Annotated in this window: 9 protein-coding genes and 2 pseudogenes; 7 read left to right on the top strand and 4 right to left on the bottom strand. The window is 68.6% G+C overall.

The genetic code is table 11. The features are described from left to right. Window positions 1–7 precede the first annotated feature (7 nt). From IEV64_RS12160 to IEV64_RS12135, 6 genes are all read left to right on the top strand, one after another. On the top strand, window positions 8–1354 hold the full coding sequence (locus IEV64_RS12160; RefSeq protein ID WP_089778687.1) for an oxidoreductase: 1347 nt from the start codon (window positions 8–10) through the stop codon (window positions 1352–1354). A 27-nt stretch (window positions 1355–1381) separates the two neighbouring features. Continuing rightward, a complete protein-coding gene (locus tag IEV64_RS12155) occupies window positions 1382–1756 on the top strand; it encodes a helix-turn-helix domain-containing protein (protein ID WP_004971053.1) in 375 nt (124 codons plus the stop codon). Beyond that, window positions 1756–2049 carry a DUF7521 family protein gene (locus IEV64_RS12150; RefSeq protein WP_049920513.1) on the top strand — a complete coding sequence of 98 codons (294 nt, stop codon included), beginning with the start codon at window positions 1756–1758 and terminating at the stop codon, window positions 2047–2049. The genes IEV64_RS12155 and IEV64_RS12150 overlap by 1 nt, the downstream gene beginning before the upstream one ends. A 265-nt stretch (window positions 2050–2314) precedes the next feature. Beyond that, window positions 2315–2740 (top strand): thioredoxin, encoded by a 426-nt coding sequence (gene trxA / locus IEV64_RS12145; protein WP_188423990.1) that lies wholly within the window; start codon window positions 2315–2317, stop codon window positions 2738–2740. 60 nt (window positions 2741–2800) lie between these two features. After that, window positions 2801–4279 carry an AMP phosphorylase gene (locus tag IEV64_RS12140; protein ID WP_007274769.1) on the top strand — a complete coding sequence of 493 codons (1479 nt, stop codon included), beginning with the start codon at window positions 2801–2803 and terminating at the stop codon, window positions 4277–4279. A gap of 48 nt (window positions 4280–4327) precedes the next feature. Further along, the gene (locus IEV64_RS12135; RefSeq protein ID WP_188423989.1) at window positions 4328–5299 is read left to right on the top strand and encodes a ribose 1,5-bisphosphate isomerase; all 972 of its coding nucleotides are present in this window, start codon (window positions 4328–4330) and stop codon (window positions 5297–5299) included. 84 nt (window positions 5300–5383) lie between these two features. Here IEV64_RS12135 and IEV64_RS12130 read toward each other — a convergent pair whose 3' ends face one another. Beyond that, the gene (locus IEV64_RS12130) at window positions 5384–6046 is read right to left on the bottom strand and encodes a helix-turn-helix domain-containing protein (RefSeq protein WP_188423988.1); all 663 of its coding nucleotides are present in this window, start codon (window positions 6044–6046) and stop codon (window positions 5384–5386) included. Window positions 6047–6143: 97 nt separating this feature from the next. Between IEV64_RS12130 and IEV64_RS12125 the strand changes: the two are divergent. Then, window positions 6144–7843, top strand: a pseudogene (locus IEV64_RS12125) (NADH-quinone oxidoreductase subunit D). A 39-nt stretch (window positions 7844–7882) separates the two neighbouring features. Here the strand turns inward: IEV64_RS12125 and IEV64_RS20120 are convergent. The 3 genes and pseudogenes from IEV64_RS20120 to rbcL form a co-directional block, all read right to left on the bottom strand. After that, window positions 7883–8986, bottom strand: coding sequence for a methyl-accepting chemotaxis protein (locus tag IEV64_RS20120; RefSeq protein ID WP_425433190.1), 1104 nt, complete (start codon window positions 8984–8986; stop codon window positions 7883–7885). 111 nt (window positions 8987–9097) lie between these two features. Then, window positions 9098–10492 (bottom strand): annotated as a pseudogene (locus IEV64_RS20115) (cache domain-containing protein); the annotation flags it as partial. A gap of 617 nt (window positions 10493–11109) precedes the next feature. Continuing rightward, window positions 11110–12354, bottom strand: a complete 1245-nt coding sequence (gene rbcL / locus IEV64_RS12115) for a type III ribulose-bisphosphate carboxylase (protein ID WP_007274765.1) — start codon at window positions 12352–12354, stop codon at window positions 11110–11112. Window positions 12355–12418: the final 64 nt, after the last annotated feature.

Raw genomic sequence — 12418 nt, 5'->3', positions numbered from 1 at the left:
TTCTCTCATGGCGACTCCTCGGCTCGACGACCCGCTCGACATCGGCGGGCTCACGCTCCGAAACCGGCTCTACCGCGCGCCGGTCCTCGAATGCGCGGGCACCGGACCCGACGCGCCCGAGCGCCTCGCGGCGGAACTCGAACCCGCGGCGCGGGCCGGCGCGGGCCTCGTCTGTCAGGGCGCGACCATCGTCCGCGAGACGGGCGGCTGTGCCGCGCCGGGGATGACCCGCATCGCGGACCCCGAGTTCGCGGCGTCGCTGTCGGCGGTGACGGAGCGACTCCACGACCACGGCGCGGCCGTCGCGGTCCAGTTGGAGTACGGCGGCCTGCGGAGCATGGAGACGTGGCACGCCGCGTACCGACGGGACCACCCCGACCTGCGACAGCTCGCCGTCTCCCGGCCGCCGCGGCTCCTCAGACTGCTCGACGGCCTCGGCTTTCTCGACTACGACGCCCACGTCATGACGACCGAGGAGGTGTACGACCTCGCGGCGGACTTCGGCCGCTCTGCGGCGATGGCCGTCGACGCCGGCTACGACGTTGTCCACGTCGCCGGCGCGAACATGGGCGTCGTCCACCAGTTCCTCTCGCCGTTCTACAACCGCCGGGACGACGAGTTCGGCGACGGCGTCCGGTTTCTGGAGGTCGTCGCCGACGAGGTCCGCGGGCGGGCGGGCGACGTGCCGCTCATGACGAAAGTGCCGGCCGAGACGGCCGCGCCGCCCGGCGTCCGCCGACGCCTGACCGAGGCCGACGCGGTCGACATCTGCCGCCGCCTCGACGACGCCGGCTACGACGCGCTCGTCCCCGTCTCGGGGTCGGTGTTCTGGGACGCGAGCATCGTCCGGGGGTCGTTCCCGGCCCGCGCGTGGCGCGACGACCGCTACCGCGACGGCTACGCCGCGGCCTTCGGCGGCCCGCTCCGGGCGCGACTCGTCGAACTCGGCAACCGAATCGAAGCGGCGTGGTACGACTTCGACCCGGCGTGGAACGCCGACCTGTGCCGCCGCGTCCGCGACGCCGTCTCGGTGCCCGTGCTCTGCGAGGGCGGCATCCGCGAGCGCGGCCACATCGACCGACTGCTCGGCGACGCCTGCGACGCCGTCGGGATGGCCCGGCCGTTCTACGCCGAACCGGAGCTCCCGGCGCGACTGCTCGGCCGCGACGTGGCGGCCGACACGCGGGTCGTCTGCGAGAACTGCAACAACTGCGCGGTGCCGCAGGCGACGGGCGCGCCGGGCGTCTGTCGAACGCCCGCGGTGTTGGCCCGCGCGGGGGCCCTCAGAATGGAGGGCGCGTACGACACAGCCCCCGAATCGGCGGATAGCGACGAGCCCGACCCGGAGAGTTAATAAGGCTCTCGTCGGTGAGTCTGGGTAATGGCGCGCGACCGGTCCGCGATGGAGTCGGCCGAACTGACGGCGGTGCTCGACGCGCTCGACGACGCGGACGCCCGAGCCATCATCAGAGGACTCGAAGAACCCATGACGGCAAGCGAAATCTCAGACACGTGTGACATCCCGCTTTCGACGACGTACAGGAAGCTGGACCTGCTCACGGACGCGGCGCTCCTCGCCGAGGGGACCCAGATTCGCGCGGACGGCCACCACGCGACGACCTACGAGGTCGCCTTCGACGAGGTGCGAATCGCGCTCAACGAGGACCGCGACTTCGACGTCGCGGTCGGCCGCCCCGAGCAGACGCCCGACGAACGCCTCGCGGACATCTGGTCGCGGGTCCGGAGGGAGACCTGATGGGGCACCTCAGCGCCTCGCCGACGATAGCGACGATGATAATCGTCGTCAAGACGGGCATCCTCGTCCTCGGCGGGCTCATCACCTACTTCAGCTACAAGGCGTACCGGAACACCGGGGCGGCGTCGCTCCGCGCGCTCGCGCTCGGCTTCGGCGTCGTCACGCTCGGCGCGATGCTCGGCGGCGCGCTCGACGTGATTCTCAACGTCGACCTCGCCACCGGACTGCTCTTCGACTCGGTGTTGACGCTCGTCGGCTTCGCGGTCATCACCTACTCGCTGTACGTCGACTGACCGCGCTCGCCGACCCGCTTCGGCGCTCGGAGTCGCTTTCGACCCTCCGACCCCGACCGCGGTCGTGCCCGCCACGTCTCTTCACCGCCGCTTTCCGCCGCTTTCCGCCGGCTCCCGTTGTCTCCCGTCGTTTCCCACCGGACTCTCGCCGTGAGCCACAGCGTCGCTCCGCTCGATGCGCACTGGTATCACGACTCCGTGATTGCAGATGTTATTGCCCAAATCGTGCAAAACCGTTATTAGGTCGCGGCCGGTATCGGTAGGTATGTCCGACGACGAACTGACCGACATCCGGAAGCAGAAACGCGAACAACTCGAATCCAAGCTCCGCAGTGACGGCGGGAGTGCGGCGAAAGAAGCCGCGGCTGGGCCGGCAGAACCCGTCCACGTCGACGGCGCGTCCGAACTGGAAGACGCCGTCTCCTCGTACGACGTGGTGCTCGTCGACTTCTACGCGGACTGGTGCGGTCCGTGCAAGATGCTCGAACCGACCGTGAAGAAGCTCGCGGAGACCACCGACGCCGCGGTCGCCAAGGTCGACGTGGACGCGAACCAGGAGCTCGCCGCCCAGTACCAGGTCCGGGGCGTCCCGACGATGGTGCTTTTCGCCGGCGGCGAGGCGGTCGAACAGCTCGTCGGCGTCCGCGGCTACGACGACCTGAAGAACCTCGTCGAATCCCGGCTCGCGTAGGCGTTCTCCCTCCCCGGGACTCGGGGTCGATTTCTTGACGGTATCGTCCGACCATCGGGTATGCAACTCGTCGCCGAGCACATCGACATCGGAACCCGGTCTCCGACGGTCCTCCTGAACGAGAGCGACGCGGCCGAACTCGGGGTTCACGCCCTCGAACGCGTCCAACTGCGCCGGGACGGGCGGACGACTATCGGCATCGTGGAGCTGACGGACGAACTCGTCTCCGAGGGGACCCTCGGGGTGACGCGCCGTCTCGACCACCTCGAAGGCGCAGTCGAGGTGTCGGTCGCGCCGCAACCGGACTCGGTGTACTACATCCGCAAGAAGCTCGACGACATCGAACTCGACGCGGACGAACTGTCCCGACTCGTCCGCGACATCTACGAGGAGCGCCTCGCCGACGTGGAACTCGGCGCGTTCGTCTCCGCGACCTACACGAACGGGCTGTCCATGGAGGAGACGATGCACCTCACGGAGTCGATGGCGGACATCGGCGAATCCATCGCGTGGGAGGAGCCGGTCATCGCTGACAAACACTCAATCGGCGGCGTCGCGGGCAACCGCGTCACGCCGATTCTCGTCCCCATCGTCGCCGCGGCGGGGCTGAAGATTCCGAAGACCTCCTCGCGGGCCGTCACCTCCGCGGCGGGCACCGCCGACACGATGGAGGTCCTCTGCGACGTGGAGTTCTCCGTGCCGGAGATACGCGACATCGTCGGGGAGACCGGCGGCTGTCTCGTCTGGGGCGGCGCGGTGAACCTCTCGCCGGTCGACGACCGCATCATCCGCGCCGAGACGCCGCTTTCTATCGACCCCAAGGGACAGCTCATCGCCTCGGTCCTCTCGAAGAAAAAGAGCGCCGGCTCGACCAACGTGGTCGTGGACATCCCCTACGGCGAGGGCGCGAAAGTCGAGAGCCTCGCGGAGGCGCGCGAACTCGCGGAGGACTTCAACCGCGTCGGCGGCCACCTCGGGATGGCCATCGAGTGCGCCATCACGAACGGGGCCGCGCCGGTCGGCCGCGGCGTCGGCCCCGTGCTCGAAGCCCGCGAGGTCCTCGCCACGCTCGCCGGCGGCGGCCCGAACGACCTCCGCATGAAGGCGATTCGCCTCGCCGACATGCTTTTCGAGTCCACCGGCGTCGACGCCGACGCCGCCGACATCCTCGACTCCGGGCGGGCCGAGGAGACCTTCCGCGAGATACTCGCCGCGCAGAACGGCGACCCCGACGTGGAGGCCGCGGACCTCTCGCCCGGCCGGCACACCGCCGCGGTCCGCGCCACCCGCGACGGCGTGGTCACGCACGTCAACAACCGCCTCGTCAACGAGGTCGCCCGCCGGGCCGGCGCGCCGCGAGACCCCGGCGCGGGCCTCGAACTCCACCGCCGCGTCGGCGAGATGTCCGCCAGCGGCGAGACGCTGTTTACGGTCCACGCCGAGTCCGAGGACAAACTCGCCGACGCGAAGGCGCTCACCGAGCGCGTCGAGACCGTCCGGGTCCGACACCCCGACGAGGCGCTTGTCGACCGGGTCTGAGAGCGTCGCCGCGGCGACCTTTTTCCATTCGACGCCCGTAGTTCCCGCATGGACGACCGCGTACACCCCGAGGTCCGGCGCACCGCGACGGAAATCGACACGATGGAGATTCGCGGCGCGGCGACCATCGCCGACGCGGCCGCGCGGGCGCTTCGGACGCAGGCCACGGAGAGCGACGCCGCCGACGCCGAGGCGTTCCGCGCCGAACTCCGCGCGGCCGCGCGGGCGCTCTACGAGACGCGGCCGACCGCCGTGAGCCTCCCCAACGCCCTCCGGTACGTCCTCCGCGGCATGTCGAGTACGACCGTCGAGGGGCTCCGGCAGAACGTCGTCGAGTCGGCCGACGAGTTCTGCGCCCGCCTCGAACGGGCCCAGGCCGACCTCGGCGAGGTCGGCGCGAACCGCCTCCGCGACGGCGACACCATCATGACCCACTGCCACTCGACGGACGCGCTGGCGTGCGTCGAGGCGGCGGTCGAGCAGGGAAAACGCATCGAGGCCGTCGTCAAGGAGACCCGACCCAGAAATCAGGGGCACATCACCGCGAAGCGACTCGACGAACTGGGCGTGCCCGTCACGCTCATCGTCGACTCGGCGGCGCGGCGCTACCTCAACGACGTGGACCACGTGCTCGTCGGCGCGGACGCCGTCGCGGCCGACGGGAGCGTCGTCAACAAAATCGGGACGAGCGGCCTCGCGGTCAACGCCCGCGACCGGGGGACGCCCATCATGGTCGCCGCGCAGACGCTCAAGCTCCACCCGGGGACGATGACCGGCCACACCGTCGATATCGAGATGCGCGACACCGCCGAGGTCGTCGACGACGAGACGCTCGCGGAACTCGGCAACCCGACCGTCAAGAACCCCGCGTTCGACGTGACGCCGCCGCGCTACGTGGACGCCATCGTCACCGAGCGCGGGCAGTTCCCGCCCGAGAGCATCGTCATCCTGATGCGGGAGCTGTTCGGCGAGGGAACCAGCGAACCGTGGGCGGAGCCGTCCTCGCGGGTCGAACCGTAGGCAGGTCCCAAACCGCCGTTGCGGGCCGAACCGTAGCCGGAGTCGTCGTCAGGGTCCGGACCGTCGTCGCGGACTGACCCGCGGTCACGGCCCGTCGACGAGGTCGCCCATGACTTTCATCTCCGCCTTTCGCAGGTGTTCCGCCGCGGTGCTCGTCGAGCAGTCGAGCCGGGCGGCCACGTCGGCGACCGCCCCCGTCCGCGGCTCGCGGTAGTAGCCGCAGTCGACGGCGGCCTCGACGGCATCGCGCTGGCGGGGCGACAGCGACCCGGCGGAGACGCTCCCCGGACCCGTGTACTCCCGCACCCGCACGATTTCGAGGCCGCGGCCCTCGGGCATCTCCTCGACCGCCGACTGGAGGGCGTCGTCGGTGCCGACGAGCGTCACCGACACCGCGCCGTCGCCGTCGAAGACGACCGGCGGAACGACGATGAGGTCGCCCCGCGTGACGGCCGCCGTCTGTCTCGCGCCCGCTGCGTCGAGCCGCTCGTTCACCACGATGAAAAAGGAGTCGCCGGGGAGCTGTGAGACCTCGTACGACCGGATGCGCTCCGTCTCCGCGAGCGCCGCCTCGTAGGCCTCGATGTCGGAGCCGAACACCTCGAAGACGATGGTGTTCCTGTCGGTCACCGTCGGGTTCCAGTGGTGGAGTTCGGTCCGCTCGAACGCCTCGTGGTCGACGACGAACTCGTGCATCGGGTGCATCTGCTCGTCGTCGGGCGCGAAGCGAAGCCTGACGGATTTCATGCCAGCGGGTTGATTCGACCGCGACATAAAAACTGACCGCACTCGTGAGGCAGAACGCCGAACCGACGGCCGGACGAACGAACGGGCGTCAGCCGCCATGTCACTCGAACGCCCGCGACAGACCCCCGAGTCCGACGACGACGACCCCGCCGCGCGCGCGCCGCCGACGACGCCGGTCCCCTCGACGCCGACGCGCTCCGGCGGGCGCTGGGGGACGCCGCCCTCGCCACCGAGGAGCACGTCCACGCGCCCGCGGTGCAGATTCGCCCCGACGCGGTGCAGTCGTCGCTTTCGGCCCTCCGCGACGGTCTCGGCCTCGACCACCTCTCGTGTGTGACCGCACAGGAGTACGAGGACCGCTACGAGTCCGTCTATCACCTGAAGTCGTACGACGACCCGACCCGAGAGGCGAGCGTCGTCGTCCCGACGCCCCGCTCGGACCCGGTGAGCGAGTCTGCCGCGCCGGTGTTTCGGACGGCCGAGTGGCACGAGCGGGAGGCGTACGACCTCGTCGGCGTCGGGTACGAGGACCACCCGGACCTGCGCCGCATCCTCCTGCCGGAGACGTGGCAGGGTCACCCGCTCGGGCTGGACTACGACCAGACGCGGCCCCAAGTCGTCCGGTACGACGAGAACGCGAACCCGCTCGCCGAAGACGGCCGCGCCGACACGAACACGATGCTTCTCAACATCGGGCCGCACCACCCGGCGACCCACGGCGTGATGCACCTGCAGGTCGCACTGGACGGCGAGCAGGTCGCCGACGTCGAGCCCGACATCGGCTACATCCACCGCTGTGAGGAGCAGATGTGCCAGCGGGGGACCTACCGACACCAGATTATGCCGTACCCCGACCGCTGGGACTGGGGCGGCGGCGGCCTCCTCAACGAGTGGGCCTACGCCCGCACCGCCGAGGCGCTGGCGGACATCGACGTGCCCGAGTACGCGCAGGTGCTCCGGACACTGGCGGCCGAACTGAGCCGCATCCTCTCGCACATGCTCGCGGTCGGCGCGTACGCCCTCGACGTCATCGGCGACTTCACGGCGACGTTTCAGTACGCGCTCCGGGACCGCGAACTCGTCCAGAACATCCTCGAAGACCTCACGGGCCAGCGGCTGATGTTCAACTACTTCCGGCTCGGCGGGGTCGTCTGGGACCTCCCCGACCCCCGCGAGGCGTTCTTCGAGAAGATTCGGCGCTTCGTCGACGACCTCCCCGAGAAACTGCGGGGGTACCGCGACCTCCTGACGGCGAACGAGATTCTGCAGGCCCGCACGGTCGACACCGGTATCCTCCCGCCCGAGGTGGCGAAGGACTACGGCGTGACGGGACCGGTCGCCCGCGGCTCCGGCATCGACTACGACCTCCGCCGCGACGACCCCTACGGCTACTACGACGAACTCGACTGGGCGGTCGCCGTCGAAGAGGACTGCGACAACTTCGCGCGCCTGCTCGTCCGCCTCCGCGAGGTCGGGGAGTCGGCCAACATCGTCGCCCAGTGCGTCGACCTGCTCGAAGGCTGGCCCGAGGACGAACGGACCGTCCAGTCGAACGTCCCGCGAACCATCAAACCGGACGACGACACCGAGGTGTACCGCGCCGTCGAGGCCGCGAAAGGGGAGTTGGGTATCTACATCCGCGCCGACGGCACCGACACCCCGGCGCGGTTCAAGATTCGCGGCCCCTCGTTTTCGAACCTGCAGGCGCTCCCCGAGATGGCCGAAGGCGAGTACATCCCGGACCTCATCGCGGCGCTCGGGAGCCTCGACACGATAATGGGAGAAGTAGACCGGTAGTCGTCGGCGAGACGACCGGGACCGGGCGTCGTTTCCGACTCAGTCGTCCGCCGACGGGACGGAGCTTCCCTCACCCGAGCCGTCGGCGACAGCTTGCGACCCCGCCGGCGGCGACCCGTCGGGGGTCGTGCCGGCCGCCGCGGGAGCGTCGCCGCCGCGGTCGCTTCCGCCGCCGTTTCCGACGTCGAACCGGCCGACGAGGTCGTTGAGCGACTGGGCGGACTCCGACACCTGCTGGATGTTCCGCGTGACCTCGTTTATGGCGGCGGTCTGCTCTTCGGTCGCCGCGGAGACCGTCGCCGTCTCCGAGGTGGTCTCCTCGCTCACGCTCGACACGTCGTCGACCATCGAGACGACCTCCTCGGTCGAGACGGCCTGATTCTCGGTCGCCTGCGAAATCTCCTCGACGCCGTGTTCGGCCTCCCGAATCGCCCCGGAGATGTGGTCGAACATCTCGATGGCGTCGCCGATGGTCTCGGAGCCGCTCTCGACGCTCTCCTGCATGGACTGCATGTCGTCGACCGTGTCGTCGGCGCGGTCGCGCACCTCGTCGATTTGGGCTTCCACCTCGTCGGTTGCCTGACTGGCCTCCTTGGCGAGCGCCTTGATTTCGTTGGCGACGACGGCGAAGCCCTCGCCGGCCTCGCCCGCGCGGGCGGCCTCGATGGAGGCGTTGAGCGCGAGCAGGTCCGTCTGCTCCGCGATGTCGTTGATGAGTTGGACGATTTCGTTGATTTCGCCCACCTGCTCGCCGAGGGCTTCGACCCGCTCGACCGCCTCGTCGGCCTCGGTCTCGATGGTCGATATCTCGTCTGTCGCCTCCGCGGCGTGCTCGCGCCCCTCGTCGGCGAGCGACACGGCCTGGTTCGCCGACTGGACGACGCCGTCGGCGGAGGCGGCGACCTCCTCGATGGTCGCCGAGAGGTCGTTCATCTCGTTTGCGACCGTCTGGAGCCGCTCGGTCTGCTGTTCCGCGCCGTGGGCGATTTCCTCGACCGACCGCGCGGTCTCCTGGCTCGCGGACTCGATTTCCTTCGCGCTCGACACCGTCTCGTTGCTCACCGCCGCGAACTCGTCGGCGACGGACTGCACCTCGACGAAGCCGTCTTGGAGCTTCTGAATCCCGGTGTCGAGGTCGGACATGATGGCGCCGAACTCGCCGGGGAGGTCGGTCCGGAGGTTCTGGTCGAGGTTGCCGTCGCCGAGTTCCGTCCCGGCGGTTCGAAGCGCAGAGACCTGCCGTTGGAGGTTCTCCTGCATGTCGTCGAACGCCTCGACGAGTTCGCCGAGTTCGTCGTCGTTGGCGTCGATGTCCTCGTCGTCGTCGAACCGACCGCGGGCGAGCGACTGCGCGCGGTCCCGAAGCGCCTCTATCGGCTCCGAGAAGTACCGCGCGGCCACGTAGCCGACGCCGATGACGACCGCGATGATGCCGACGATTAACAGGAGCATGACGTTCCGGGCGGTGTCCGCCCGGTCGTTCATCGCCTGCCCGAGCTGTTCGACCGGGGCCGTCACGTCGGACTCGGGGACGGTCGCGACGAGTTCGTACTGCCCGTTGCCGAAGTGGAGCGGCGCGTAGCCGACGAAGTAGCGAGCCGACTCGTCGTCGTCGCCGGTCGTCTCGTGAGTTGTCAGTCCGCTCTGGCCGACAATCGCGGTCACGTTCCTCGCGATTTCGGACTCGACGGAGCCGAGCGACTCCCGCGAGTCGGTCAACAGCGTCCCGCGTTCGCTCACGATGCTCAGGTGGCCGGTCTCACCCACCTGGATGTCGTCGATGAGCGTGTTGAGCAGTTCGAAGTTGAACTGGAGCGTGATGGTGCCCGCGAGTTCTCCCCCGCGGTACACCGGCGCGGTGACGTAGACGGCGGCGTCGCCGCCGACGTTCGTGACCTCGCTGACCTGGATTTCGCCGTCCTGAAGTTCGGTCGCGGACTCGAACCACGCCTCGTCCGCGAACGAGGTGTCGGCCACCGACTCGGTGGCGATGCCGTCGTCGGTGCGGGTCGCTTGGACGATGCCCTGTCCGTTCTCGTCGGTGAACAGCACCTCGTCGTAGGCGGGGTGCTCCTCGCCGTCGATGGTCACGGCGCGGGTTTCGAGGTAGCTCCGGAACGAGTCGTTAATCTGGCCGCGGGCGTCGGCGACGGCGGCCGTCTGCAGTTCGTAGTAGTAGACGCTCGGCGCGAGCACCCAGTCGAAGTCCTCGTGGTAGGTGTACGCGACGAACTTCTCCTCGACGGGGTTGCCCTCCTGAGTGGTGTCTTCCCACTCGTACTCGACGATGCCCCAGTCCTCGCCGTCGCGGACGGCGGCGTTCGACTCGATTTCGGCGGGCACCTGATTGAACGCCGTTATCCCGGTGTCTTCGACGGTGTTGACCCCGTCGTCGAGGCCGTGGTGGACGACGAAGTCGAGGTCCCCGTTCAGGATGAACGCGTACCCGGTCGAGCCGACGTAACCGGGGTAGAACGCGTCGGAGAGCGTCCCGCTCTGTTGAACGCCGCTTCCTGCTGTCCCGGCGATTCGCGCCTCGACTCGGTCTTTCACCTGCTGTTGTTGCGCCGGGGAGAGGTCCGCCCAGTCCTGTCCGCCGTACTGGTTCGCGAGGACGGACTGCTTCGTGGTCTCGACGGTGGCGCGCATCTGGAGCGCCATGTAGCCCAACTGCGCTTGGCTCTGTTCTTGGACGAGTTCCATCTCCCCGTCCCGGGCGGCCTCGTAGTTCTGCACGGGTGCCGAGTCCGCCAGCGCGAGGGCGTCGATTCGACGGGCGTCGAGGAGGTTCTGTATCTCCTCTTGCCGGGCGGCGACGGTGTGGTTCAGGTCACCGGTGATCTGTGATTCGAGCGTCGCCTCGCTCTGTCCTTGTGCATAATTTCCAATACTATCCATTCCTTGGACGCCCGCAACGCCGACGACTGACACGGGAATCAGCGAGATGGCGAGACAGAGCGCGATAAGTTTCGTTCGTATCTTCATGATGTGGGTGATATCGGCGAATCCCCGGCGTCCCCCAATGTGCGCCGAACAGCCGGTAGTGGCCGAATTACTCTGACTGTAGCTCTGCGAAAACAATCGTATAAAACTCACTCGCCAATTATTATCATCGATATTCAAACGACGAACCCGCTTCGAAACCCACAGAATAGCGGGCTAATCTCTCACTCGGTATTGCAGTAATCACTCAACGAGTTTCGAACCATTGTCACGAAATAGCAACACTTGCGAAGGCGGATGAGCCCGAGTCGACCTACCGCGGCCTACCGCGGCGTCTCCGTTCCCCACTTATCGAGGGCGACCGCGAGTTCGGGCGTCTCCTCGGCGGCCTCGGTGATAGACCGCCCCTCGGCGTAGGCGTCGATGGCCGACCGGAGCGCCACCGCTCCCGCGCGGGTGCCGTCGGGGTGGCCGTGGATGCCGCCTCCGAGTTGGACGCAGACGTTCGTCCCCGTGGCGTCGAGCAGGTCGGGGAGCAAGCCGGGGTGGAGCCCGCCCGAGGCGACCGGGAGCACGTCGGTCGTCCCGTAGAGGTCGCCCGCGAGCCAGTCGTTGATGCCGACGGTGTCCTCGTTCGCGAGCTTGCCGAGGCCGGCGGTGCCGGTGTGGAGCTGGTCGACCCCGCAGAGGCGCGCCACCTGCGCGAGCACCCGCATCGAGACGCCGTGGGCCGGAAGCCGGTCGAAGGCGGCGTGCATCGCGCGGTGGGCGTGGATGGCGAGGCCGTGTTTCTCGGTGCGCTCGCGGACGGTCTGGAGCCCCGCCCAGCCCGCGGTGATGATGTCCACCATGACGTACTCGCCGCCCTGCGCGGCCACCTCGTCCACCCGGTCGAGCATCGTCTGGGTGTCGGCGGTGACGTTGATGAGATAGGACTTCGTCTCGCCCGTCTCGTCTTCGGCGTCGTCGCGGAGCGACAGTGACTCGGTCAGGCGGTCCGAAAAGGGGTTGAACGACTGGTCGGTCAGGTTCTCGTCGTCCTTCAGGAGGTCGACGCCGCCGACCCACGCGTCGTAGCCGACCTGCGCGTGCGCCGCCGTCGAGAGGCCGACTTTCGGCTTGGGGACCGTCGCCGTGATGGGGCGGTCGGTGACGCCGAATATCTCCTCGCGGACCGACGACCCGTACAGCGGGCCGGGGTACGCCGAGACGACCGACTCGGGCCACTCGCAGTCGAGGAGGCGAATCGTGTCGACCGCCTTCATGCCCATGATGTTGCCGGCGATACACGACAGCACCTGCGGCATGTTGCCGGGTTCGAACAGCCCGGCGGGGTAGGCGACCCGAATCAGGTCGCCGTCGATGTCGAACGTCGTCGCGCCCATGTCGGTGAAGTCCGCGCCGGTCTGGAGGGCCGCCCACGTCCCGTTGGAGGACTCCGAGGCCACGCGACTCGCCGCCGCCTCCGTCGACATCCCCGTCGCGGGGTCGATTCGGAAGGTGCAGACGAGGTCCTCGTCGGTCGGTTCGTAGTCGAGGTCGAGGAAGTCTTCGTACGTGATACCCATAGCCTCGCCTACGCTCCCGCGAAGCTTAAAACGGCATCCCGAAGCGACTTTGGCTCCTCGACGC

The organism is Haloferax sulfurifontis (genome assembly GCF_014635105.1).
Lineage (GTDB): Archaea > Halobacteriota > Halobacteria > Halobacteriales > Haloferacaceae > Haloferax > Haloferax denitrificans.
Note: the sequence above shows the minus strand (reverse complement) of the source record. Positions and strands in the feature narration are given on the sequence as shown.

Excerpts from the sequence above, each read along its gene's own strand:
- IEV64_RS12160 (WP_089778687.1), top strand. The coding sequence starts at position 8 with ATGGCGACTCCTCGGCTCGACGACCCGCTCGACATCGGCGGGCTCACG.
- IEV64_RS12130 (WP_188423988.1), bottom strand. The coding sequence starts at position 6,046 with ATGAAATCCGTCAGGCTTCGCTTCGCGCCCGACGACGAGCAGATGCAC.
- trxA (WP_188423990.1), top strand. The coding sequence starts at position 2,315 with ATGTCCGACGACGAACTGACCGACATCCGGAAGCAGAAACGCGAACAA.
- IEV64_RS20120 (WP_425433190.1), bottom strand. The coding sequence starts at position 8,986 with ATGTCCGACCTCGACACCGGGATTCAGAAGCTCCAAGACGGCTTCGTC.
- rbcL (WP_007274765.1), bottom strand. The coding sequence starts at position 12,354 with ATGGGTATCACGTACGAAGACTTCCTCGACCTCGACTACGAACCGACC.
- IEV64_RS12135 (WP_188423989.1), top strand. The coding sequence starts at position 4,328 with ATGGACGACCGCGTACACCCCGAGGTCCGGCGCACCGCGACGGAAATC.
- IEV64_RS12155 (WP_004971053.1), top strand. The coding sequence starts at position 1,382 with ATGGCGCGCGACCGGTCCGCGATGGAGTCGGCCGAACTGACGGCGGTG.
- IEV64_RS12140 (WP_007274769.1), top strand. The coding sequence starts at position 2,801 with ATGCAACTCGTCGCCGAGCACATCGACATCGGAACCCGGTCTCCGACG.
- IEV64_RS12150 (WP_049920513.1), top strand. The coding sequence starts at position 1,756 with ATGGGGCACCTCAGCGCCTCGCCGACGATAGCGACGATGATAATCGTC.